Source organism: Sporofaciens sp. JLR.KK001, assembly GCF_036941055.1.
Taxonomy (GTDB): Bacteria; Bacillota; Clostridia; order Lachnospirales; family Lachnospiraceae; genus Sporofaciens.
In genome coordinates, this window is record NZ_JAYMNO010000001.1 from 3,185,487 (window position 1) to 3,208,561 (window position 23,075).

20 protein-coding genes and 5 pseudogenes are annotated in these 23,075 nt (G+C 44.8%); 5 read left to right on the plus strand and 20 right to left on the minus strand.

Annotation, left to right across the window (positions count from 1 at the left end; all coding sequences use genetic code 11):
- Positions 1 to 252: 252 nt before the first annotated feature.
- Positions 253 to 816: pseudogene (locus tag VSQ62_RS32480) on the plus strand (transposase); the annotation flags it as partial.
- 264 nt (positions 817 to 1,080) lie between these two features.
- Here the strand turns inward: VSQ62_RS32480 and VSQ62_RS32485 are convergent.
- From VSQ62_RS32485 to VSQ62_RS16470, 6 genes and pseudogenes are all read right to left on the minus strand, one after another.
- Positions 1,081 to 1,890: pseudogene (locus VSQ62_RS32485) on the minus strand (transposase); the annotation flags it as partial.
- Between the two features lie 216 nt (positions 1,891 to 2,106).
- Positions 2,107 to 2,601: pseudogene (locus VSQ62_RS16450) on the minus strand (type IV secretory system conjugative DNA transfer family protein); the annotation flags it as partial.
- Between the two features lie 106 nt (positions 2,602 to 2,707).
- Positions 2,708 to 3,550 (minus strand): PD-(D/E)XK nuclease family transposase, encoded by an 843-nt coding sequence (locus VSQ62_RS16455; protein WP_334635879.1) that lies wholly within the window; start codon positions 3,548 to 3,550, stop codon positions 2,708 to 2,710.
- 84 nt (positions 3,551 to 3,634) lie between these two features.
- Positions 3,635 to 3,811 (minus strand): transposon-encoded TnpW family protein, encoded by a 177-nt coding sequence (locus VSQ62_RS16460; RefSeq protein WP_334635880.1) that lies wholly within the window; start codon positions 3,809 to 3,811, stop codon positions 3,635 to 3,637.
- 30 nt (positions 3,812 to 3,841) lie between these two features.
- The gene (locus VSQ62_RS16465) at positions 3,842 to 4,699 is read right to left on the minus strand and encodes an ATP-binding protein (protein ID WP_334635881.1); all 858 of its coding nucleotides are present in this window, start codon (positions 4,697 to 4,699) and stop codon (positions 3,842 to 3,844) included.
- Positions 4,696 to 4,992 (minus strand): annotated as a pseudogene (locus tag VSQ62_RS16470) (phage replisome organizer N-terminal domain-containing protein); the annotation flags it as partial. The pseudogene VSQ62_RS16470 and the gene VSQ62_RS16465, both read right to left, overlap by 4 nt.
- Positions 4,993 to 5,191: 199 nt before the next feature.
- Between VSQ62_RS16470 and VSQ62_RS16475 the strand changes: the two are divergent.
- Positions 5,192 to 6,574 (plus strand): IS1380 family transposase, encoded by a 1,383-nt coding sequence (locus VSQ62_RS16475; protein WP_120397169.1) that lies wholly within the window; start codon positions 5,192 to 5,194, stop codon positions 6,572 to 6,574.
- A gap of 203 nt (positions 6,575 to 6,777) precedes the next feature.
- On the opposite strand, the gene VSQ62_RS16480 is transcribed toward VSQ62_RS16475, so the two are convergent.
- The 3 genes from VSQ62_RS16480 to VSQ62_RS16490 are packed head-to-tail and all read right to left on the minus strand — an operon-like array spanning position 6,778 to position 8,459.
- On the minus strand, positions 6,778 to 6,960 hold the full coding sequence (locus VSQ62_RS16480) for a hypothetical protein (protein WP_334635882.1): 183 nt from the start codon (positions 6,958 to 6,960) through the stop codon (positions 6,778 to 6,780).
- Entirely contained in the window at positions 6,947 to 8,161 is a 1,215-nt protein-coding gene (locus tag VSQ62_RS16485) for an MFS transporter (protein WP_334635883.1), read from the minus strand. Before VSQ62_RS16485 ends, VSQ62_RS16480 begins: the two co-directional genes overlap by 14 nt.
- A 1-nt stretch (position 8,162) precedes the next feature.
- Entirely contained in the window at positions 8,163 to 8,459 is a 297-nt protein-coding gene (locus VSQ62_RS16490; RefSeq protein ID WP_334635884.1) for a hypothetical protein, read from the minus strand.
- Between the two features lie 259 nt (positions 8,460 to 8,718).
- Between VSQ62_RS16490 and VSQ62_RS16495 the strand changes: the two genes are divergently transcribed.
- From VSQ62_RS16495 to VSQ62_RS16505, 3 genes are all read left to right on the plus strand, one after another.
- Entirely contained in the window at positions 8,719 to 9,915 is a 1,197-nt protein-coding gene (locus VSQ62_RS16495) for an IS256 family transposase (protein ID WP_334634635.1), read from the plus strand.
- A gap of 171 nt (positions 9,916 to 10,086) precedes the next feature.
- Positions 10,087 to 10,539, plus strand: coding sequence for a PLC family EF-hand domain-containing protein (locus VSQ62_RS16500; RefSeq protein ID WP_334634634.1), 453 nt, complete (start codon positions 10,087 to 10,089; stop codon positions 10,537 to 10,539).
- 109 nt (positions 10,540 to 10,648) lie between these two features.
- On the plus strand, positions 10,649 to 10,849 hold the full coding sequence (locus VSQ62_RS16505) for a hypothetical protein (protein WP_334634633.1): 201 nt from the start codon (positions 10,649 to 10,651) through the stop codon (positions 10,847 to 10,849).
- Positions 10,850 to 11,030: 181 nt separating this feature from the next.
- On the opposite strand, the gene VSQ62_RS16510 is transcribed toward VSQ62_RS16505, so the two are convergent.
- From VSQ62_RS16510 to VSQ62_RS16565, 11 genes and pseudogenes are all read right to left on the minus strand, one after another.
- Positions 11,031 to 12,167 carry a B12-binding domain-containing radical SAM protein gene (locus VSQ62_RS16510; protein WP_334635885.1) on the minus strand — a complete coding sequence of 379 codons (1,137 nt, stop codon included), beginning with the start codon at positions 12,165 to 12,167 and terminating at the stop codon, positions 11,031 to 11,033.
- A gap of 462 nt (positions 12,168 to 12,629) precedes the next feature.
- Positions 12,630 to 14,453, minus strand: a pseudogene (locus VSQ62_RS16520) (lysozyme family protein).
- A 96-nt stretch (positions 14,454 to 14,549) separates the two neighbouring features.
- Positions 14,550 to 14,936 carry a hypothetical protein gene (locus VSQ62_RS16525; protein ID WP_334635887.1) on the minus strand — a complete coding sequence of 129 codons (387 nt, stop codon included), beginning with the start codon at positions 14,934 to 14,936 and terminating at the stop codon, positions 14,550 to 14,552.
- Between the two features lie 14 nt (positions 14,937 to 14,950).
- Entirely contained in the window at positions 14,951 to 15,751 is an 801-nt protein-coding gene (locus VSQ62_RS16530; RefSeq protein ID WP_334635888.1) for a DUF6674 family protein, read from the minus strand.
- Between the two features lie 201 nt (positions 15,752 to 15,952).
- Positions 15,953 to 18,319: a VirB4-like conjugal transfer ATPase, CD1110 family gene (locus VSQ62_RS16535; protein WP_334637689.1), complete on the minus strand. Its 2,367-nt coding sequence runs from the start codon at positions 18,317 to 18,319 to the stop codon at positions 15,953 to 15,955.
- Between the two features lie 651 nt (positions 18,320 to 18,970).
- Positions 18,971 to 19,294: a DUF7768 domain-containing protein gene (locus VSQ62_RS16540; protein WP_334635889.1), complete on the minus strand. Its 324-nt coding sequence runs from the start codon at positions 19,292 to 19,294 to the stop codon at positions 18,971 to 18,973.
- 30 nt (positions 19,295 to 19,324) lie between these two features.
- Positions 19,325 to 19,672: a DUF3848 domain-containing protein gene (locus VSQ62_RS16545; RefSeq protein ID WP_334635890.1), complete on the minus strand. Its 348-nt coding sequence runs from the start codon at positions 19,670 to 19,672 to the stop codon at positions 19,325 to 19,327.
- Positions 19,673 to 19,786: 114 nt separating this feature from the next.
- Positions 19,787 to 20,626 carry a DNA-methyltransferase gene (locus VSQ62_RS16550; protein WP_350339917.1) on the minus strand — a complete coding sequence of 280 codons (840 nt, stop codon included), beginning with the start codon at positions 20,624 to 20,626 and terminating at the stop codon, positions 19,787 to 19,789.
- A 22-nt stretch (positions 20,627 to 20,648) separates the two neighbouring features.
- Entirely contained in the window at positions 20,649 to 21,248 is a 600-nt protein-coding gene (locus VSQ62_RS16555; RefSeq protein ID WP_334635892.1) for a hypothetical protein, read from the minus strand.
- 15 nt (positions 21,249 to 21,263) lie between these two features.
- Positions 21,264 to 22,250 (minus strand): hypothetical protein, encoded by a 987-nt coding sequence (locus VSQ62_RS16560; protein WP_334635893.1) that lies wholly within the window; start codon positions 22,248 to 22,250, stop codon positions 21,264 to 21,266.
- On the minus strand, positions 22,247 to 23,050 hold the full coding sequence (locus VSQ62_RS16565; protein WP_334635894.1) for a hypothetical protein: 804 nt from the start codon (positions 23,048 to 23,050) through the stop codon (positions 22,247 to 22,249). The genes VSQ62_RS16560 and VSQ62_RS16565 overlap by 4 nt, the downstream gene beginning before the upstream one ends.
- Positions 23,051 to 23,075: the final 25 nt, after the last annotated feature.

Consider the following 23,075-nt stretch of genomic DNA (forward strand, 5'->3'; position numbering starts at 1 on the left):
CTTCTTTGCAGCCGGGCTTTTGAAAATATGCGAATCAGGGGCAAGTACTGGCAGGTGATCATAGATGGAACGCAGCTTTGCAGCAGCCGGAGGGAACTGGATGGGAAAAGCCTGCACCGGACCCATAACAAGGGGACGGAAAAAGAGTATCAGGAGAACTATTATTATGTGCTGGAAGCAAAGCTGGTACTGCATCCGAAAATCCTGATCAGTATTCAGACGGAATTTGTGGATAATGAAGAGGGAAAAGAAATGGAGAAACAGGACTGTGAAAGGAAGGCCTGCTGGCGTTTAATGGAAAAGCTGAAAAAAGCGTTTCCAAGGTTGCCGATCTGCCTGTGCGGGGACAGTCTGTATGCCTGTGAAGGTTTCTTTGAGAGATGCAAAGGAAAAAACTGGCGGTATATCCTGCGGTATAAGGAGGGGAGCATCCCGAGCATTGGGGAAGAATACAGAGAACTGAAAGAAATGGAGAAGAATTACCAGGAGCGCGAAACACAGACTGGGAAGGAATGGTATGATTACGTGACAGATATAGATTATAAAGGACATCAGGTAAATCTGGCAGAGTATGGAGAAAGCGGGGAGCATATCTGCAAAAAGGGCAGGAAAAAGGGAAAAGCAGAAACGATCCGGAAAGAATTCTGGTTTCTCACAGATCTGCCAATCACCAGAAAAAATGTGGCAGGACTGGTGGAGCGCGGAAGGATGAGATGGAGAATCGAGAATGATGGGTTTAACGCGCAGAAAAGGCAGGGATACCATCTGGAACACCAGTACAGCAGGAATTATCAGGCACTGAAAAACCATTATTATCTGATCCAGATCGGGCACATGATCAGCCAGATCATGGAGGCTTGGGAAAAAATATGGAAAAAGGTAAAGCAGAGTAGGGAGCAAAAGCACAGGAGGATACTGGAATCCATGAAAGAGACTCCATTGAGAGAATACAAGGAAGATGTTCCTGCTGTAGATTTCTTTTACATTCAGTTTTTTCTCCTCGCCTGTTGCGGGATCTCTCCAGATATATTTCGTGCTGTTCTTTTTGATCATCGCTATGACATCTGTTCCTATCCCCTTGAGCGCAGCCAGCTGGGATGGACTGGAAAACCATGTGTCAAACAGGACATAATCGAATGGTATCCCTGCTTTGTGTGCCTGCTTTACCATATGTTGGACAACAAGGGTTCCCTTTGTTTTTGCCATTGCCCGGCGCTTTCCGCGTAGTGTACGGCAATCGATTCGGACATTGGGTCCAACCATTTGTTTCTCATCGCGCGTTGACAAAAGGGACTGTGCAAAAGGAATGAATGTCTCTCCATTTGTCCATCCACCAGTCATCATGCGGTATCCAAGACGGGTCTTATGATCATTATGGTCAAAAACCCTGGCACATAATTCGGTTCCCTTTCCGCCGGTCCGCGCATATAAAGAATCATCAAAAATCAGAGCATTGATATGTTTGTCTGTGGTCTGTGACTCTATATCTAAAATGACATTTTTTGCTGTTTCCAATTGCAGCCTTTCCCAGTTAGCTCCGGGAAGCTTATCAAAACGGTAAAATGTGTCTTGCTTATAATCCCGGAAGAATGTGTCCGTCTTAAACATCAGATACGCACTTGCAGGGGCAAAACACACGAGAAGTTTGTCGATAAGCAGATCCTTGGCACTCACAACTTTCTCAAGGACGGGTGATTGTTTCAGATCACCCAGCAGACGGGAAATCGGGTTATCAAAGTATGTCATCCCGCTGTTGACAAAAATGTCATCGACCATTTTTATGACACCACATTTCCTAAGAAGGGGACGACCAATGTACTTATCAAAAAAATTTTCAATACTATCTAAGAGTTGTTTGCTATTATCAAAGATTTCTGCTATGCTATTCATGGTATAAGCCTCCGTTTTTTAATGGTTTTCGGCTAATTCCATTATAACAAAAACAGAGTGCTTATACCTTTTTATTTTTGATTTTCTCTGTATTTTCAACTAACACAGCACAAATTCAGGTTGCGAAGTATGAGTAAATTTTCACCTTCCTTTCTTTGATATCTTTGTCTACCGCTTGCTAAAGGCGGTTTATGGCATACACCCTAACGGGCGCACAATGGTTTCTTTTCCCAGGGCGGCGGCTAACTCCTTTAAGGTGGTGGGTTCCTTGCCGCCCAGAAAGATGGAAGTGTCCATATTTCCGATGATGGTGTCGGCATTGTCCTTGTAAATGGCCTTTAACTGGGACTGCGCCTGCAATACCAGACAGGCGAAAATCTCCCGGCTTCGGATGGTGGCTACCAACTTTGGAATCTGCCCGATGTTGGCGCACTCGTCAATCAGGCAGCGCACATGGACAGGGAACCTGCCGCCGTACACATCGTCCGCTTTTTCACAGAGCAGATTAAACAGCTTGGTGTAGCACATGGAAATCAGGAAGTTAAAGCTGTCATCGGTATCGCTCATAATGAGAAATAAGGCGGTTTTTTTGTCCCCCAGGGTGTCCAGTTCCAGCTCGTCATAGGCTGTGACCTCCCGCAGCTCGGCAATATCGAATACCGCCAGCCGCGCGCCGCAGGAAATCAGAATCGACTTCGCGGTTTTGCCAGAAACGTTTTGTAAAGGACTTTTTAATCAAGTTCACAGAAAATTTACATTTCAGGGCAAAAAAAATAAGGCCGGGAACCTGTTTTTAGATTCCCGACCTATGGTCTTACTATGCTGTCCGTTCTGCTTTCAATTTTTTTACTTCGTCAAGAGGAAGTTCTGCATATTCCGCAATTTTTTCAAGTGTCAAAATCCCATCTGCCAACATTCTCTTTGCGGAATTGATTGCTCCTTCTTTTAATGTCTGATTCCTCATATCTTCCATAGCACGGCACATAATCTCGATTCCCTCCTTGCTCTCTTTGAAAAATCTCACCCTGTCCGCCAGTGTCCCATAGTACATATCCGCTGCGTCTGTGCAGGAGAAGTCATACATTAACTTCCCGATCGGCGTATCGCTGCGGTAAGCGCCGTTTACATACAGTATGTGCGAACCGTCCTCAAATCTTTCCCCGGTTCCTAAAAAGCACCGCTCAACCGGATAGAGCGGCAGCCCTTTTCCCATTACGTCATTTTCTGTGATAAAGATTACCCACGTTTCCGGCAGCTTGTCGAAGTCCTCGCCTTTCTTCAAAAGGTTTGCGTCCATCATGCTGCTGTTGTACCTTGCCCTTTTTCTCCCGGCTCCTTTGTCGGAGCGCTGTACCTCCACATTCAGTTTCGCCCCTGTGCTGTCCGTAGCCAGGATATCCAGCCTTACTGAACGGTTCAGCAGATTCTCCACAAATACCTGGGTGCGAACGTCCAGTACTTTTAAATCCGGCTTTTCCAGTACAATCTGCAATACCTGTTCTATGCTTGCCGTATCTCCCTCAAAACACTTTGTGAGGAAGTCATCATCAAGCAGGCGAAAGCCTCTTAGCCTCTGTAAATCTTCCTGATGTTTCTGGTCTATCTGTTCCGTCACTGTCAATCTTCCCACCTGCTTTCCCTTCTGTTTTCGTATCTCCATACTACCATATACCTCCTGATTTTACAAGCCGGGAGCCAGCGCATTTCTGATTCCCGGCCTGTTTCCGTTATCGCTTTTTTACATCTACTGTATCTCATTTTTCAGCATACGCTTGATTTTGTCGCTCATGGTTTCCCTGCTGGTCTTGCTGAAATGAATCCTCACAATGTAGGTCGTCCGGCCAATCTTCTTCACCAGTGCGGAAGCGTCCTTAGCCGGTGCTGTGGTGGTAGTGTTCTCTGTAATTTTCTCGCTGCCCATAAATTCTCCTTTTCATGCAATCAGTTTATGTTATCCCTTCTTCACAATCTCTTTCGCCGCCGCTTTGGTCGCCCTGGCTCCTTCCTCCCGGAAATTCTTTCCAGAAAAGAGAACCGGCGCACACCGTTCCAGTATGCGGTCATAAATCCTTGCGTGGGCAAGGTCTGGCGGGTTCTTGATTTCTTCCAGTTTCAGGTTTGTCGTGACAATCAGCGGCTTCTTACTCCGATACCGGCTGTCAATGACGGTAAACATCTGCTCCATGGCATACTCGGTATTCCTTTCCACCCCTAAATCGTCAATGATAAGCAGGCTGTAATCGTCCAGATTGGCGATAAAGGCCGCCCTGTCCTCGGCAAACATGCCGGTCAGCCGGTTCAGGATAGACGGGAAATTTGTCATCAGAACCGGCACGTCACGGTCAAGCAGGGCATTGGCGATACAGCCGGCAAAAAAGGATTTCCCGGTTCCCACGTCACCAAAGAGCAGAAGGCCGGTATTGTCCCGGTATGCCTCCTTCCAATGCTCCACATAGGCGTGTGCCTTCTCCATGACGGGATTCTGGCCGTTATCATTGGCAAAAGTGTAATCATAAAGGTATCTGTCCTGAAGCCCCTGTGCCTTCCGGCGTTTGATACGCTCCATGCGTTCCTTCTGTTCCTCCATGGCTTTCCGTTCCGCCTGCGCCTTTTGCTGGCAGGGGCAGAGGCCGCGGGGCATGAAATAGCCGGAGCCTCCGAACCTGGGCACAACAGTCTGGCGGCTGCCACGGCATTTCTTACAGTGGATAAGCCCGTCAGCCGGTTCTATGTATTCGTCCCCGGCAAGTTCCATATCCCCGGCGGCCCGGTCAATGGCCGCCCGGACTTCTGCGGTAATCTCTATCATATGGTTTCTCCTTCCTCTACGCTGTAATCCCGGTTCCGGGCAGGCGGTCCCTCTTTCTTTTTGTCGGCGTTCGCCCAGCGCCGGATTGTGGCGGCATGGTTTTTATATCCTTTTCCACTGGATTCCATATACTCGGACAGCCGCTCAATATACTGTTCCCAGAGGGTGGGGAGTTCCGTCTGGAGTTCTGCCAGTTCTGCAGAAGATAGAAATACATTCCGGTATCTCCCATAGGCGTGTGCCATATCTCCCTCTCTATTCTCTATACTCTTATCTCTAATCTCTTTATCTCTATACCCTGAATCCGTGAACTTCGTTTAAAGTAATACTTTGGCATGCTTCTAAAATTCAATATCTTGATATATATCGGCTAAGATATGGCGCTCACCGAATAGGTGGATAATTATTGCCTTTTTTCCGCTGTCGGTGTATAATGATATCATCATCTTATACACACGGAGGCCAACTAAAATGAGCATGAAAGAACATGTTATGTTTGCATATAACACCATAAAGTATACATTCAGCAATTCCAGGATTACACCCTATGGCGGTCTGCTGATTCCAGGACAGATGTTAAAAGCTGTTGATTTTGACACGAAAATTGACAAATATTCTTCGCCATCCAAGGAATATAAGAACAGTGATGTACTAAAGGCCATGCTTATCGGTATACTCTGTGGGAACGCTGACTTCGAATCCATCCATGAAACCGATGATGACCCTGAGTTTTTCTGCAATGCTTTCCATATGCGCCATATCCCATCGGAGCCAACCATGCGGCAGCGTATGGACGAAATCGGCGCCAGTATGCAGGGTGCGCTGCGTCAGATCAATGTGGATCTGTTCAAAAAGTTTGGCGTGGAACCGTCTGCATTGGAAAATGGCTATATACCAATCGACATCGACGTGAGCCCTTTCCTTGATGAGAAATGCAATAAGGAAGGCATTTCGAGAACTTATAAAAAGAAGGATGGCTATGCGCCTATCTTCGCCTACATTGGGACAGAAGGATACCTTATTGCATGCGAACTACGGGAGGGAAAACAGCACTGCCAGAAAGGGACACCAAACTTTCTGGTCGAAGTATTAAAACTTGCCCGTCAGATTACGGACAAACCACTCTTGATTCGTCTCGACTCCGGAAACGATTCTGCGGATAATATCGGCATTTTCATGGAAGAGTGTTTCCGGGGGGACAGGGTGCATTTCATCATTAAGCGCAACATCCGCAAGGAGAATCCGCAGGAGTGGCTGGACAAAGTAGGCGGTGTATGCACAAATGTAAAGTCTTCACGGGAAGGGAAAAAGGAATACATTGGGCAGACATTCCGGGACGTATCTTATAATGTACCTGATGCCAGTTCAAAATCCGGCCATAGCAGGAAGACCGTTGGAATCCGAACCATTTACGATATAACAGAGCGTGCCTGTGACCATGATGGGCAGTACTATATCAGCCCTAAAATTGACTGTGATATGTACTCCGTCAATGTAGATTTTTCGGACGAAGACATCATAGAGCTTTACCATAAACATGGAGAAATGGAACAGTACCACAGTGAAATCAAGACGGACTTATGTGCAGAGCAGTTTCCATCTGGAAAGTTCGAAACAAACGAACTTGTCCTGGAACTGATCCAGCTGGCCTACAATCTCCTGCGGATGATTGGACAGGCATCACTTAGGATCAGCGATATCCCCATGAAAAGACCCGTAAACCGCCGGAGGCTACGCACGGTAGTTGAACGGATCATCATGACCCCCGGGGTTGTGACAAAGCATGCAAGGCAGGTGAGACTTGATCTGGGGCGGAGTAATCCCTGGAGGAACGCAGCTTCACAAATAAGCAGGATATTCCAAGCTGCAAAATAAACGAAAGATATCCTACATTTTCCTTGCCATTGGAATGGTTCGATGAGCCTTAGTTAAGGTATGGCAATTTTAGAGAAATTTTACCTAAGTGGCTGGATAGTAGTTTGATTCAAAGTGTATGATTATCGAAAACAATATTTTATTGGCATGAAATTGGTACAAAGAGTGCCTCATATTTCTTATTTACCGATTTCATTTTATTTTTAGGTTAGGTTCACGGATTCAGGAACTATTTTATTATCTATAACTTTAATATTGACATCTTTACCAAATGCACTTTTACCAACCCATTTCCAAAAAAGTATGCTTCCATAATCCTCACATTCTCCTTTTTCTTTACTCAATGGTAACTCGTCCATTGCAACAACCAATTTATTTCTTTTCAATTTTTCTAATCAACTTCTTTCCTTTTCTTAACTTAAAATAAAAACACCACGAAATAATTGATAGTACTATTATAATAATATTCATTCCAAGTAAAAACAGTTTTACTGATACTTGATCAAACATAATCCCCATCCCCCCGTAACATATTGCAGTTATACCTGTGCGTACCATGGAAACAATTGATAGCATAGTGGCCCTATATTCGGAAATAATGTAATCCTGAATAATGCTATCTGCAACGGTAAATATGATTTCAGGAACAAAACAAGCAATAATCGATATGACTAAAAAAGCTCCTTTATTAGACACGACAACAAGTGCAAATAATATAATGCTTTGCAGTATCAAACCATAAATGAACATCTGCTTTCGATTAATTATCTTCAATATATAATTAACCAAAATATATGCTACAGAATTTATAAAGTATGATGCAGAAAAAAAGGCTCCAATTATAGCAACACTAATTCCAACTTTTGAAAATATTAACTGATTCATGTTATAATATCCACAAAAGATTCCATCGCAAATGCTAAAACCTAAAATAAATATCAAAAACACTATTTGGGGATCATATTTAATAAGTTTTTTCCACCGATTAATATGTTTCTGCTCATCACCTTTATTTAATAATAAATTCTTTCTTCCTTGGGTTGTTATTTTCCCCAACATTAACACAGAGATAAACATTGCTAACGCTTGGATATAATAAACCATTTCCCATGAATATTTTGCAATAACACCACCTGCAAAAATCATAATTCCCATTGTCATTGATTGAATTGCAAGTAATTTTGAATTGACTGATAAATATTCTTTTTGTTCTTCTTTTTCTTCTAATATTTCATATAAAAGCGCACTGTCACTTCCTGATATAAAAGTATACGCAACACCCTCAACACCACCCATTACAATTAATATAATATGATTATGAGTATTTGCCATTATAATAGCATGTAGCGTCAACAATACACATCCTAATATCACTGAATTTCTCGTACCTATTTTATCTCCCAAAACACCTGTAGGAACTTCACAAAATGCAGTCATAGCATTAAGAATTATCGAATATATTGCTATTTCGCTGGCCGTCAATCCCCTATATGATAGATATAGCAAAAAAATTCCTCTTGTTAAAACAAATGAACTGATAAAAGCATATAACCCATAATACACCTTATTTTTGTTACTATTTTTCATTTTACTTTTTACTTACAATCTTTGTCGGAATTTCATTCTCTTTTTCCCATTCAAGATAATTATCTTTATTCTGTTTGAATTTTTTATATATTTTTTGAACTGGATAGTTATATTCAAAACTATATTCTGAAACATCATTATTTAAAATATAATTTAAATCCATTTCATAACGAATCATATCACATTCTACTGGCGACAAGGATTTTTTCTCCCTTTCATAAAAATATGAAATGGCTTCTTCAGCAGAGCAGAAATTTCCCAAGTTTTCAAACACTTCACATATATCTTTATTTTTCATCTTGAATAGTAAGTATGTTGACATATGGTAATTATATAACATTGGAAAATATATAGAAGCACATTTTATATAATATAATACATCATAATTGAGATTTTGTATAGTATATAAATGATTAAAATATAAGGGTGTGTAAAATAATCTGTGTAAATCATCACAGATTATTCGACACATCCATTTTTGTATAATGGATAATGAATTCGACAATACTGTGATTAGTTGGAAAAAATTGGTAGAAAAATTTTAGGAGGAAACAACTATGTCACAGAAAATTGACTATCAGGCAGAAATAGCAAAATGCAACACGATGGAAGATATTACAGGTCCGAATGGGTTGATACAGAAAGTAATAAAGGATGCCGTGGAGCAGATACTCCGTAAGGAAGTAAATGAGTATATTGCGGATGCAAAGGAGAATGGAAACAGGGTATCTAAAAATGGAAGCAGCTCTAAAACAATCAAAACAGCTTATGGAAAGATTGGAATTGACGTGCCGCGGACACGGGAACCAGGGTTTGAGCCGGAGATCATAAAGAACCGTACAGTCGTTGAAGAAGGGCTGGAATCCCAAATCATTTCTATGTATGCAAAAGGGATGTCTGTACGGGATATCTCGGAACATGTACAATCCCTTTATGGGATAGAACTCTCGGCCGGTTCCATTTCCAATATCACGGATAAAGTAATGGAAGAAGCAAAAGAATGGTACTGCAGGACACTGGATTCTTTTTATCCTGTCGTATTTCTGGACGCAGTACATTTTAAGGTACGTGAAGATGGGCGGATCATAACAAAAGCAGCTTATGTGGCATTGGGAATCAATGGAGACGGTTATAAAGATATCCTTGGGATATGGATTGGGGAAAATGAGGGTGCCAAATTCTGGTTAAAAGTATGCAATGAATTGAAAAACAGAGGCGTTTCTGATATTTTGATTGCATGTGTGGATGGTTTAAAAGGTTTCCCGGATGCGATCCATACGGTATTTCCGGAAACAAGGATCCAATTATGTATCATCCACCAGATCCGCAATACGCTAAAATATATTGCTTATAAAGACCAGAAAGCATTTATGAGAGATTTAAAGCGCGTATATGGGGCGGAGAGTGAAGAAATCGCGATGCGGAATCTGGAGAGTATGATGGATAGCTGGAAAAAGTATGCCGTCGTCCTGGATAACTGGCTTGATAAGTGGGAGCACCTCTCCACCTATTTCTGCTATGGCCATCAGATCCGCAAATTAATCTATACCACCAACACCGTAGAAGGTTTTAACCGGCAGCTGCGCAAAGTTACAAAGAGCAAAGCACTCTTTCCAAATGACGAGGCATTAAGAAAAACAATTTATTTGTCTACCAGGGACATTATTAAGAAATGGTCCATGCCGTACCGTGACTGGGGAGAGACCTATGGACAGTTTGTGATTGAATTCGGCGACAGGGCCAGGATTGCCTAAAGCGTAGAAACAGAAACGTATCCGGCTGTAAATGACAGCAGTGCTGCCCTTTATCCCTTGACTGCCTCAATGCCGCCTGTATGGTTCTTATGCATAGGCATTTCATGCATAAGAACCATACAGGCGGCAATAACTAAAGTGAGGGATAAGGCAATCAGAGAGGTGTATAGAATGCGGATCAGTAAGGAACGAAAACGATTTCTGAAACAAGAATTAAAGGAATATGAAAAAATAACGCCTATGACCGAAGAAGAACGCAGGGAGCTCCATAAATGGATAGAAGCAGGATATAGTGTACATGAGAATACATGCTGCGCTGTTGGCGATGGGAACAGTCCGATTGACTTTCTTGACATATACAGAGAGGAAGAAGCATTGCGTAAAGCGACAGCCGGCATGGGGAATGAAGAAGCAAGAAAATACGTATTGGATTACTATGGATGGACGGAGGAAGAAAACGAGCAAAAAGAATACACTGTTGAAGCACTAAAAGAGAGGGTACGGGAACTGGAAAGGGAACTATTCCACCTGGAGGAATTCATAGGACAGAAAGGCTTTTGGGAAGAATCACAGAAATATATTGATGAATATGGAGGAGAACCTATTCCCTTTGAAATCAAATGATAGGAAAAGAAGGGAATACCATAAAGCCCCCACCTATTGGGGGTAATAGTTTATAAGCAGAATAGAGAATGAACCTGAAAACCAGCAGTAAAGTAAAGGAAATAATACAATGACACATCAATCTTCCAGGGCGTATGCCTGTGTAGCCTACCGGATCATGGAATACGAAGGACAGGAAATGTCTGAAGAATATTTAAGCATACTGATGGAGATGCTGTATGATTTTTATACGGAAAATGAAATCAAAAAAGTCTATCTGGATAACGTCCGGCTGGATGCCTATGAAACATTGCTAAGGGATGGGAAATAAAAGAAAAATAAAATAAAATGAATAGTATCACCAGAAAATGGCAATACTATTCATATAAAGAAATCGAAAATAGCGTCGAAAAATAACGGTAATTGTAAAAAAATCGGCACTGGGAATTGATTTTAGAAATGTCGAAAAAACAAGATTTTACATACCAATTTACGACAATACACAGTTTATTTTACAGTCTCAAATATAAAACTGGCATATTATCAACATCAAACCCAACACTTTTTAATTCCGAATAAATATGATCATCTTTTACCATCACGCACTCATCTAAATTTACATTATGAAACACTTCTGACCCAGGCTCTGGACTCATAAACGAATAAGAAATTCGAACATTGAAACTTATCCAAGACAATTCTGCCACAAGTCTAATTGTTTGATACAAGTCTTCTAGAGTTTCTTCTGGAAATCCTATAATGAAATTCGACTCAAAGAAAATTCCTTTATCTGTAATTTTTTTTATTTTACTTTTTATATCATTTAAGTGTAAACGCTTTTTGGATATTTCTTGCATTCGTTCTGATCCAGTCTCTAATCCCACAAAAAGATAGACACAATTCGATTTATACAAATCATCAATAATTTCATCATCTATAGCATCTATTCTTCCTTCACACCCATATGGAAAACCATATTTCCCACCAAGCTTTTTATTGATAAATTCTTTAAATACTTTGCGACTCGACAAAAAATTATCGTGATTAAAATTAATGTATTTTCTTGTTTCAGCACACATATTATCATATAATTCTTGACTTTCAGATAATATTTTTTCAATTTTTTTGTATCGTATATTGTGTCCCACCAGACTTTTTGCAGAGCAATAGTAACAACTATATGGACATCCACGTCCCATTTCAACATCTACAATTCTAACATTATAATAATCTTTATAATCAAGAGGGGGAATTTCATTTATATTTTCAGAAGTTAATTGACAGGTGTAATCCATTTCATCTCTTTTGATAACATTATATGGCAATTGTGCTTTTTCATCCTCTATCATATTCAAAAACTTCAAGACTGTTGTTTCACCTTCATACAACAAACAATAATCTATATTTGTTGTTATATCGAATATCTTCTCCTTCAATGCCGTCGCTTGCGGCCCTCCTACAAATACAATTTTCTTATAGTCTAACTTCTTAATAATTTTAGCAATCTCAAGTCCCCATATAAATGTTCCATTCATAATTGAAATACCGTAATATTTCGAAGGATATAATTTTATTTTATTCTCTATCCAAGTAAATATTTCCTTAGTAAAAAAATATCCTTCTTTTTTATGCTCTAAGGCTAGATCCAATAGCTTTACTTTATATCCATTCTTTTCACATATACTATGTTAAAATTTGCATCCCTAAAGGATTGGATGATAAGCCGTAATGATTTATAGGGTTAATCAATAAAATATCATACATTGTTTTTTCCTTCTTTCTCTCTTTTAATAAAATAAAGTCATTCCTTGACTTTACCTCAAAGAAATGACTTTACCCTCGCTTTGTCAAAATATTAAGATCTTCTAGGAATAGTATATACCATTCTATCATCAATCTCCATTTCCTCTTCAGCAAAAACGATTTCTTCTTCCATGATATTCTTCTCCATATTCTCACCTCCTAACCTCTGGAATATAATCTTAATACAGATTACATAACTATTATACTTATTCACTAACAAAAATCCATGAACTTAAGTTCATTTCTATCAATCTATAGATGTATCTTTATAAAATAATATTAAGAATATTACCACAAAATAATAGATTTTATATTTGTACTATAATTCCATATCCTAAAATTTTTATATTATCTACCACATAATTTCTCTGTCTCACCGCATCCCCCGAATTCCCTTCCACCGTATGCACTCTCCCATTCTCACATTTCTCCACAATCCCCACATGATCCGGATTCCCATCTCCATTCCAGTCAAAGAAAATAATCGTCCCTGGTGACGGCTGTTAAGTATTCTCCTGCCATTTTCCGTTCGCCTGAAACCAGCTCATACCGGCAGAGCATAAGGAAAACCTTGGAAACGTTCCATTTTCAATCAACCCGCACCGATCCGCACACCAGGAGACAAAGCAGGCGCACCATTCTTCCCTGCTGCCAAACCCATACCACGACCAGAACTTCTGCCCACCCTCATTGCCAAGCTACGTCATCGCCACCGACACCATCTGACTGCTTCCAAATAATCCGACAAACAGATTCCCGCCGGAATAATACCGGAGCACATGGGGAACATACTCTGGATCGCCGTATCCCGACCATCCATGGGCAGCCGCCTGTTCCTGGGAGAACCGGAGTGCATTCGCCTCACTATAGCCTCCATAATTCCGGATCGCCCATCCTATGTATCCGTTGCCGTAATTGTATCCCTGCAGGCTCAGCTTCAGCTTGTCCAGATCCTGAGGACTGGTGCATCCTGCCTGCCGGACACAGTCTGCATAATTCTGGATTCCTACTTTGATGGAATACTCTGGATCTGTAATCCCGCCCGGACTATTGGGATACTGGGTATTATACGGACATTCACTCGCCTGCATCGGATCTGTTCCCTGCCCTCCGGATTCCTGCATCATGATCGCCTGTATCACCTGCACATACTCCGGGATACCGTATTCCTGTGCGTACCGCTGGATAATCGGTGTATAATTCAGCACTTCCGGACTCAAAGGCTCCGAACTCTGGGAGCTGTTATTACAAAGGATCCCTCCAATGACTCCGATCATAATCACAAAGAATACGGCAATCCCGATACCGCCTGCCAGAAGCGCCTGCAAAGACTTCACTGCGGATGCCGCCGCCCTTACCGCCGCCGAGATTCCTCTTGCAGTCATCCGCACCGCCTTGTTTCCATAGTGTACTCCCTGCTTCACTCCTGCCTGTGCTGCTTTTGCAGAGTTGACCGCCATCCGCTTTGCCGCTGTTTCTGCATGGAGCTTCTGCCACCTCTGTGCCACTCCCATTCCTGCCCGGATCTGCTTCGAGGAAGGATCGGGGAATCTCGTATTCACAATCCGGGGAGCTGTTTTCACTGACCGGTTGGAAGAAGCATGCAGACCTGCTTTCCGATCCAGCTTCATCTTTATCTTTTGTCCGCTGGATACCTGACTTTTTGACCGGGTCTTTTTCAACCTTGCCATACCAGAATTCCCGGTACCTGATGCTGACGGCTGTCCCGGCATAGAAGAGCGTCCCGGCACAGAGGACTTTCCTGAGACAGATGGATGTGCCGGATTGCCTGCCGACGCATGTTCTCCGGCTTGTTCTATACCCTCTACTGAGGTCTGTCCCTGGCTTCGTTCCCGGATTTTCTTATAGGATTTTTTTACCGTATCCCTTGCAATTGAAGAAGAAAGCGACATTGCTTTTCCTGCTGCCCACTCTTCTGCCGTCTCTACTTTTGCGCTGGCATATTCCGTGGGAGACTCCTGTTCTTCCCCCGCACGCACATTGTCTGCAATCCGATGGGATTTCTCCTTTGCCTCCAACGCTGTCATTTTTGCCTGTTCTTTCGGCATCTTTCCTGCCGGATTCCTCACTTTTGGCATCCGGCAGCTTTCTTTCATTTTAATCTCTTTCATCCCTCATCCTCTTTTCCTCTCCTTACCGCTGCAACTGATCCCCTCATTCCCCGCCTTCTTTCCTTCTCCCGACAGCTCCATACACTCCCTCGACGTTTACTTTTCCTTTCCTGCTGTTTTCTGCCGTTCCATTCCTCTATTCTGCTTTCCATTCTTACTCATATTCGATAGATACCCCTCCATCTCCTGTACTGCCGCCCTCACCAGTGGATGGCTCTGGTAAGCGGGTATCAGTCTGATCTCTTCTAACGCAATCCTTCCGCCCTGATACAGCGGCCAGTTAATATCTGAATACTTCGGCGCTTCCGGATCCTTAAGATTGAATCCGATACCTGGCCCATAAGGAAAACCCTTTTTACAGATCCGTTGATAAGCCTCCACCGCTTCCGGCAGGCTCAAATCCTCATACAGTTCCCCGTAATCCAGGAATTCCATGCATTCCGCCGCAAAAAATGTGATCTTCGCTTTCTCCTGTTCTCCCACAGCCTTGTCCCCCTCTATCTCATTGTTTCCTTCTTTGCCTTCATCTTCTGAACTGATGACGGATCCCCTTTGTCTGCCAACCTTTTCTCCTGCAAAGACCGCAGGCTTTCTTTCACGGAGGGTTTCCGGATCTCTTTTGCCCTCTGCCCAAGAGAATCTAACTGCTTAAGCGTCTGATCTGTCTGCTTCTCCATGCCGTTCAGCACTCCGATCGTTCCATACAGCATCTTCTGCATCTGGAATACCGCCCCTGCCTCTACATCACAGGAGCCTGCCGCCAGCGGTTCTTTTCCTGCAAGTTCCCGTTTTATGTTTCCCAGGTGCGTCTTCACCCCGTGCATATCATCTCCGATATTAGACAGCCGGTCTATTCCTCTGTCCGCCCTTTCAATCGACTGGTGGAGATGCGTTTTCACTGCCTCCAGTCCTCTCCGAATCCCTAAGAAGTCAATGGTCTTATCGACCACCAGGGTTCCCTTCTCCTTGAAGCCTTTAATAGTACGGTTCACGCCATCTACGAAACGCGCTTTCAACACCTTAAGCTGCGTTCTGGCTTCCCCAATCTTATTCTCTACTGCCCTTACCGTCTTTAATGCCGACTGCCGCAGGCCTTTTTCCTGCATCTGATCCAACTGCAGCTTAACCTCCTGAAGCTCCGACAGCACCTTCCCGAACTGCTCGTCCATACTGTCAATATAATCAGCCAGACTTAAGACCTGCTCCTTTTCCTCTTTTAATCCATTTTCATCCAGAATCCGGAATAACTCCTTCAGATTCTCCTGTTCCCTTAATGGGACAGATAATGATGAGCCCATATCCCCACTCTCCCTTCTATATTTCTGTTATCTGAAAAAAGCAGCCTGCCGGGAATCCTTGTCCCTATGCAGGCTGCATAATGCTTACTTTTACCGCTTCTGTCTATCGTTTTCTATCTCTGCCATTTACAAGATTCCTATCTCTTACCTGCCATCTGCTTCTCCTGCTGTCTCTTTTTATCACTGCCGGAGAACAAATTCCTACTTTTCATTTCCTGTATCCTTCCACCCTCTCCCCTGGAAATCCCCTGCAGAGGTGGACATCAGTTCAAAGAGCTTTGTATTTTTCGGAAACGTATTTTCAAAAGGCACGATATTCCCGGAGCACCGGATCAGCCCATGGCCAGCGCCTACATTGGTGATATAGGACAGCTGGTTATCGGAAATGTTCAGAAGCCTTGCCAGCTCTTCCCTGTCCGTGCTTGCCTGATTCAGCAGGATCAGGAACTCGCTGTTGGCAAGCATCAGCCTTGCTGTATCGGACTTCAAAAGCTCCTCCACGTTTTGAGTTAACCCTGTCACAAAACCATAATACTTCCGAATTCTCTTATACAATCGATAGAAAAAATCCGCACTATACTGGTATCGGAACAGCAAATAGAACTCATCTGCAAAGATCCAGGTAGTCCTCCCCTTCTTCCAGTTCTGGATCACCCGGTTGAAGATGCTGTCCAATGTCACCAGCATACCAAGAGGCATCAGCTGTTCGCCCAACTCCCGGATATCATAATCGATAATACGGCTTTTCGTATTGACATTTGTCGGCTGTGCAAAGGTATTCAGGCTCCCGTTGATAAAGAGCTCCGAGGACAAGGCAAGCCCCCTCGCCTCTTCCTCCGGCTGCAGCATCAGCGCCCGGTACAGATCCTTTAATGTCGGCACTTCTTCCCGGTATCCGCTTCGAATGTAATCCCGATAGACATCTGCCGTACACCGGTCCAGGATGGACTTCTCCTTCGCCGACAGATTCCCCGCACCTACCAACTGTTCAAACAATGACAGGATAAATTCTGACTTCTCAATCAACGGATTCTTATCATCTCCGTATGCCGCATCCATATCCAGCGCATTCAGATGGGTATCCGAGGTTGCAGAGATGCGGATGACCTCCCCATCCAAAGCCTCCACCAGGGAAACAAATTCAGACTCCGGATCCAGGATCAGGATATCGTCATCTGTAGATAAGGCAAGGTCTACGATCTCTTCCTTTGCGGAAAAGCTTTTCCCGGAACCGCTGACGCCAAGGCGGAAGGAGTTCCCGTTCAGAAGTTTTCTGCGGTCTGCAACGATCATATTTTTGCTTACCGCATTCTGCCCGTAATAAATGCCGCCCGGCTGCATCACCTCCTGAGTATGGAAGGGGATCAACACCGCCGTCGACTCCGTTGTCAGCGTCCGCAGTGCATGGATCTTACGTAGCCCATAGGGAAGCACTGTGTTCAAACCGTCCACTTGCTGCCATTTCAGGACGGACATCTGGCAAAGCGCCTTTCTCCCCACAGAAAGCAGGGTTTCCGTATCGGAATCCAACTGCTTCTTGCTGTCCGCCATATGCACCATGGTCAGAAGCCCGAACATCATCCGCTGGTCCCTGGTAGTCAGGTCGTCCAGCATTTCCTTCGTCTCCTTCCTCTGCAGTTCCATATCATAAGGCACCACGGCTGAGAAGTTATTATTGGCATTCTGCCGCCGCTGCCAATTCGTCACATTGGTCTCTACCCCAAGGAGGCGGTTCTGGATCTCCCGTACCGCTTCATCCGTGGGTACCGGCAGGATATCAATGGACAGCATCAGGTCACGGCTCAAACCGCAGAGTTCCGAGATCATGTCATCTTTCACGTAACTGGCATAATCCTGCATATACAAGACTCTTCCGTACCTGCCGTCAATTTTAAAGAAATCCTTACGGAACTCCATAGACTCCGGGCAGATCCAGTCCTTGAAGCTCCCTCCCCTTTTTGCCGAAGCCTTCAGGTCAAAGGGGAAACAGGGCGGATCCCCTGCCTTGAAGAAATCCCGGAAGATCTGCAGGCGGTCTCCCGCATCCAGTTCCTCTGCCGTAGAGGACAGCTTCGCCAGATGGGTCACGATGTCCGTACCTACACGGGCAAAATACGTCCTCGCCTCATCCACGCTCTTCTTATGGATACTGACCGTCAGATACCGCTCCTGGAAAATACTGTTGTTGGTGCCGCTGACCTTGGAGCGCAGCATTTCATTGTATTCCTTTCGGTACCGGTCAAGCCGGTCTCCCTTCATCGGGATCAGCAGGGACTCTTCAAACTCTTCCTTATTGATCCTGCAGTTGTTCAGCGTGATCTTCACCGAGGAACCGGAATCTAAGGCATTTAAGAGTTCCGAGTAATCCAGGAACATTTCCATCTTGTCGCTCTTGCTTGCAATATAATAGTTGATATCGGAAAACCGGAACGACTTTGAAAATTTATTCCCCACCTGGAAGATCCCGTCCTGCCAGATCCTCTGTATAGGAAGCGCCTCCTGGACAGACTTGGGGACTTTGAATTTATCCCGGTCCATCTTCATCGCCTGGTTTAATGTCTTAATCACTGGCACCCCTTCCCTTCGCTGCTGTGTTGATGGAATATAGGTAATCCCCCGCTTCTTCATCCATCTGGCAAAGGTCAGCAACACCCACCTCTTCCCGTCAATGGAAGCGTGGCGCCTGTCCAGATAATGACAGAGACAGGTCTGCCTGTCTCCATTCTCACTAAACAGTTCTATACAGCCTCCATCCTCAATCCAGAACAATTCCTGATTATTGGTATCTACAAATGAAATCTGCTTCTGATCCTTTCCTGTATCAGGCAGCACTTTTTCTGATTTGCTCTTCGGTCTTCTTCTCTCCTTCCGGTCTTCCCTGCCTCCGGCTATCGCAATACAGAGTAGAAGGAGCACCATCGTTCCTCCAAGCAACGCGCCTGTTATCACGCCCATTATGAACATTTCTTTCTTCCTCTCTTTTCATGACTTTTCCTCTTTCTCAAAGACTTTCCCTCTCCCCACTTATATCTGAAAAGGACTCCGGTGCAAATGTTTCCATTCTGTACCGATTCTAATTCAGCAGATTCTGTTGAGCCTGCCAGGTCACGGGGGTTTGGGGTTCTCCCCAAAGTGCGTTTGGATATCCAAACGCTATGCTTGCAAAACCTGTCGCACCGGTTCATTCAGCCTCCCTCCGGCAAAATCAGTACACATATATCATTCTGACTCTTTGATCCTGACCAGTCCGTCCAGCGTCGTACAGATGATATGGTTCCGGTCTGCAATGCTGATCTCCGTATTCATGGTTCCGGTCATCTCTTTTCCACACACTACCACCATCCGGCACCTTCTGAGTACCATATGCGACATCCTCTGGAACGCCTGCATATCCTCCGCATCTCCTTCGTCCAAAAACGGGGAAAAACCAAACTGCGGGCAGATTGGGACATATCCCAACTCATAAATCTTCCGGCAGTATTTCTGCACTTTCGTCCTGCCCGCATCTGACGGGCAGCACACATAAGCCAATGCAATCTCCATTCAGCAACCCTCCTTCCTTTTTACAACTAATCACCTTTCCCGGCGTTCTCTCCCCGGCTGGCTTCTTTCTGCTCTTGCCAAAGACTCTTGATAAACCGCCACCGCATGGATCAGGATATTTTCCCCAATCATCCCTTGTGACTCTGCTTCTGTATAAATATTCTGCAGAACATTCCCTGCTTTCAACATTGCTCCTGCCGCCTTAATTGAAAACTCCGTATTACTAAAAAATGCGGCCAATTCTTCCTTCATGGCAATCTCCTGTGCCATGCTATAAATTTCTTCGGTGTTTTTCTCCAAAACACTCTTACGGAATGTCTCCTGTTCCTGCTGTACCATCTCCCGAAGCTTTTCGTTCAGGATGGTCTGATTTTTCATTTCATTCACCTCTTCTTCCTGCTTATTTGTCATTTATAGGGGGAATTCCAGGCATCCTATTGGATGCCTCGCCCTCTTTTCAGCATAATTTTGGACATCCCATTGGATGCCCTGCTACTCTTCCTGGTCTTCATTTTTCCTTTCTTCCGTCTCACTTTCCTCTGCTTTTCCTCCCGCTTCCAACGCAATCCTTACACGGTCTGTTCCCAACTTAAAATAGGCATCGGTGACCTTAATCCCGACCGCCTCATAGCCTTCTTCCACAGCCGCAAGGATGGTAGTCCCGGAACCGGCAAAGGGATCTAAAGTCCTGCCTCCCGGCTCACAGATCTGGATGACATCCTTCATCAGCTGCAGTGGCTTCTCCGTCACATGGATCCGGTTCTGGGGATTCCCATACCGGAACACACCCGGCAGGCATGCCACCGGACGGCTGATGGGCATCGGTCCGTTGCTGCCCCATACGATATATTCTGCCTGCTGGCGGAACCGTCCTTTCTGCGGACGGGAGTTTCCCTTATCCCACACGGCAGTCCCTCTCCAGATCCATCCTGCCCACTGCATGGCATCCGTGATAGACGGATACTGCCTCCAATCGATAAACAGGCAGATAGGCGCACCGCTAACGCATGCTTTCCGCACATCATACAGCCATTCCGCCATCCAGTGTGTCCATGACCTCTGGTCCTTGTTATCCCCGTCAAAATCAGGCAGGGCATTTCCCGGCTTCATACTGCTGTATTTCTGATTGGTCGTCCGGTTCCGCTCATTCTGCTTCGTACCTCCGGAAGCATAGGGTGGGTCCGTGATGACCGCGTCAAAGATTCCGGGACGGAAGGATTTCACAAGCTTCAACGTATCCCCATGCAGAATCCTCCACCGCTGGCCTCCTGCCGATTCCTCCGGATACATCCCATCCTTAAGAAGCTCCTCCAGTTTCAAAGTTTTTTCCATAGGCATCATCCCCTCTCTTATCTCATCTCTCTAAGTTTCCTTGTACTGCTCTTTCTTTTCGGATCTGCTCTGGCGGCTTCAGCTTCCGCTCCTTCACCAGCACCGTCCGCTTTCCATTTTCCAGGATGAAAAGATCCTGAGTTGGATTCCGGTAATTCTCACCCGGAAGCACCACATCCTTGACCACATACCAGCCACAGACATTTCCATAGATACGGCTGTTTCCGGCGATCAATGGTGACAGTTCTCCTGTATCACTGGCCACTATGGCCGTTCCTGCAACTCTGGCATCGTCTTTGATCTCTCCACTGCGGATACAGCAGTTCCCATCCGCACAAGCCCTGTCAAACATCCTCGCATCCCCGCCTACCACTGCAGAACCTCTTGCCACCGCTCCGTCAAAAATCCTGCCGTCTTTATGCACCACCGCATCCTCACAGCAGATTGCATGGTCATGGATCCAACAGCTGTCTTTCTGGCTGAGATTATCTTCAGACTGAACATACCCTCCCAAATCCCCGGCGCTTACCTGCTCATTGACCGGGAGCAGCGCACGGATCCGGTGAAGCCAGGGGTATTTTGGATGTGCGATGTCCGTGATCTCATATTTCTTCTGTTCCATCTGTTCTGCCTTTCCCTATCTCTCTGTCTCTCCCTTCTTTCGATCCTTATCAGCCCGCTTTTCCTCCGAACACATCCGGTTCTCCCCTGCCGCAACTACTTCATCCTTAAGCCGTACTTTCCCAACTACCGTACCCTGGATACGGCTCTTTCCACAGATAAGCGGTATCCCTGTGCCGCCGGGAGCCTTCTGTACGATTGCATCGCCTGTGATCAGCACATCATCCTCGATCCGTGCATCGCTTACATAGGCATTCCCCTGCAGGATACTGTTTCCACAGATCTGCGCACGCCCCGACACCATGGCCTGCCCTTCTGCTGCGGAATTTCCAAACAACTGCGCATCCATCTGCACCCGTGCAAATTCACGGCAGACCGCCTCTGGATGGATCCAGCTGTCTCCCTGCTGATCCAGGTTCCATTCCCGCTCTACATATCCTCCAAGGTCGCCTTTCCTGACGCTTGATCCGATATCTCTAAACGCCTGAATCTGCCGAAGCTTTGGAAACTTGGGGTGCAAATGTTCTGTAACTTTATATTTTAAATGGGAATCTTCCGAGTAATCCTGCACATCCATCAGGAACTGCGAAGTATATGGATTTTCTGCCTGAATCCTCAAGATTCCTTCTTCTACCGTGATCGGGATTCCCCGGAACCGCTCTCCCCATCCTTTTAAAAACTGCTCATCCATACGCCTGCCGAGTTCCTCCTGTTCCCCTCTGGTCAATGCAATGTCACTGTAAAAACTCATTTCCCCATACAAAGAATCCTCACTGCCTTTGATGCATACTTCCATCTTCTTTACTTTCCCGTTTTCATGATATTCCGGATCATTGATAAACTCTTTAAAATCCTTCGAAAACACAAACGCCGGATCCGAAGGAAGCCTCTCTAATACGGCGTTTTGGAATACTGCCAGATCCTCTCCATATAACTCCCTGACCGGATTCCCCAACCTGTCTTCCAGTTTTCCGCTAAACGGTATATATACTGTTAATTTCATCTGCTGTCACCACTCCTTTTCTTCTGGTCTCTTTGTTCTGATTTTCGGATCTTCTGATCCTGCTCTTCTCTCATCTCTTTCCTTCCTTTTTGAACCTGGGGACTTAATTCCGTCTCCACATATTCACTGACGATTGCCAAGGCCCGGTAATAATCCCCTGCATCACTTACCCGGTCAATCATCTCTTTTGCCTCTTGGTGTTGTCCATCTCGAACCAGCAGCTGCTTTGCCCTTGCCATAATCACAAAGATATTTTCATCATGTCCAAGTAACTGTATCCGCGGCCTCTTATGGGGTTCCTCTGCAGATGAATCCCTGCCAAGCTCCGCTTCACTCAAGAACCGGAATCCGTCAGGCTGCCAAAAATGTACATACAATTCCCCGCCGACAACGGAAATCTCCCTCTGCTCAAATCCTTCTCCCCATCCGTCGCTGTATTGCCCACGGATGTAATCTTTCAATTCAGATAATTCCTTTTCATCTAAAGGTTCACGAAGCTTCAGTGTCGTACAGCCATACAAGGTATCTCCCCTGCTTTTTACGGATATCACCGCGCTTTCCACCTTACGCTTTACTTCATTTTCCTCGTGATAATATACCATCAGATTGCACGGGTCTCCTACGGAAGAATCCAATCGGTTTTCTTCCTCTGCCCGTTCCCGGATAGAAGCTTCATACTGCAAAAGATCCCTGCCGTCAAACGGTTCCCCTTCCTCCAGGTCGGAATAATCTATGTCATCTTCTCGCTCATCTGAGAAAAAATCTCCGGTCAGCGGAGACAAAAGTTCTATTTCTATCAATCTTCCTTCCTCCTGCCTTTCTACT

Coding starts and splice junctions, on each gene's coding strand:
- VSQ62_RS16455 (WP_334635879.1), bottom strand. CDS start 3,550: ATGGAGATACGAAAACAGAAGGGAAAGCAGGTGGGAAGATTGACAGTG.
- VSQ62_RS16460 (WP_334635880.1), bottom strand. CDS start 3,811: ATGGGCAGCGAGAAAATTACAGAGAACACTACCACCACAGCACCGGCT.
- VSQ62_RS16465 (WP_334635881.1), bottom strand. CDS start 4,699: ATGATAGAGATTACCGCAGAAGTCCGGGCGGCCATTGACCGGGCCGCC.
- VSQ62_RS16475 (WP_120397169.1), top strand. CDS start 5,192: ATGTTTGCATATAACACCATAAAGTATACATTCAGCAATTCCAGGATT.
- VSQ62_RS16485 (WP_334635883.1), bottom strand. CDS start 8,161: ATGAAAAATAGTAACAAAAATAAGGTGTATTATGGGTTATATGCTTTT.
- VSQ62_RS16490 (WP_334635884.1), bottom strand. CDS start 8,459: ATGAAAAATAAAGATATATGTGAAGTGTTTGAAAACTTGGGAAATTTC.
- VSQ62_RS16495 (WP_334634635.1), top strand. CDS start 8,719: ATGTCACAGAAAATTGACTATCAGGCAGAAATAGCAAAATGCAACACG.
- VSQ62_RS16500 (WP_334634634.1), top strand. CDS start 10,087: ATGCGGATCAGTAAGGAACGAAAACGATTTCTGAAACAAGAATTAAAG.
- VSQ62_RS16505 (WP_334634633.1), top strand. CDS start 10,649: ATGACACATCAATCTTCCAGGGCGTATGCCTGTGTAGCCTACCGGATC.
- VSQ62_RS16530 (WP_334635888.1), bottom strand. CDS start 15,751: ATGGGCTCATCATTATCTGTCCCATTAAGGGAACAGGAGAATCTGAAG.
- VSQ62_RS16540 (WP_334635889.1), bottom strand. CDS start 19,294: ATGGAGATTGCATTGGCTTATGTGTGCTGCCCGTCAGATGCGGGCAGG.
- VSQ62_RS16545 (WP_334635890.1), bottom strand. CDS start 19,672: ATGAAAAATCAGACCATCCTGAACGAAAAGCTTCGGGAGATGGTACAG.
- VSQ62_RS16550 (WP_350339917.1), bottom strand. CDS start 20,626: ATGGAAAAAACTTTGAAACTGGAGGAGCTTCTTAAGGATGGGATGTAT.
- VSQ62_RS16555 (WP_334635892.1), bottom strand. CDS start 21,248: ATGGAACAGAAGAAATATGAGATCACGGACATCGCACATCCAAAATAC.
- VSQ62_RS16560 (WP_334635893.1), bottom strand. CDS start 22,250: ATGAAATTAACAGTATATATACCGTTTAGCGGAAAACTGGAAGACAGG.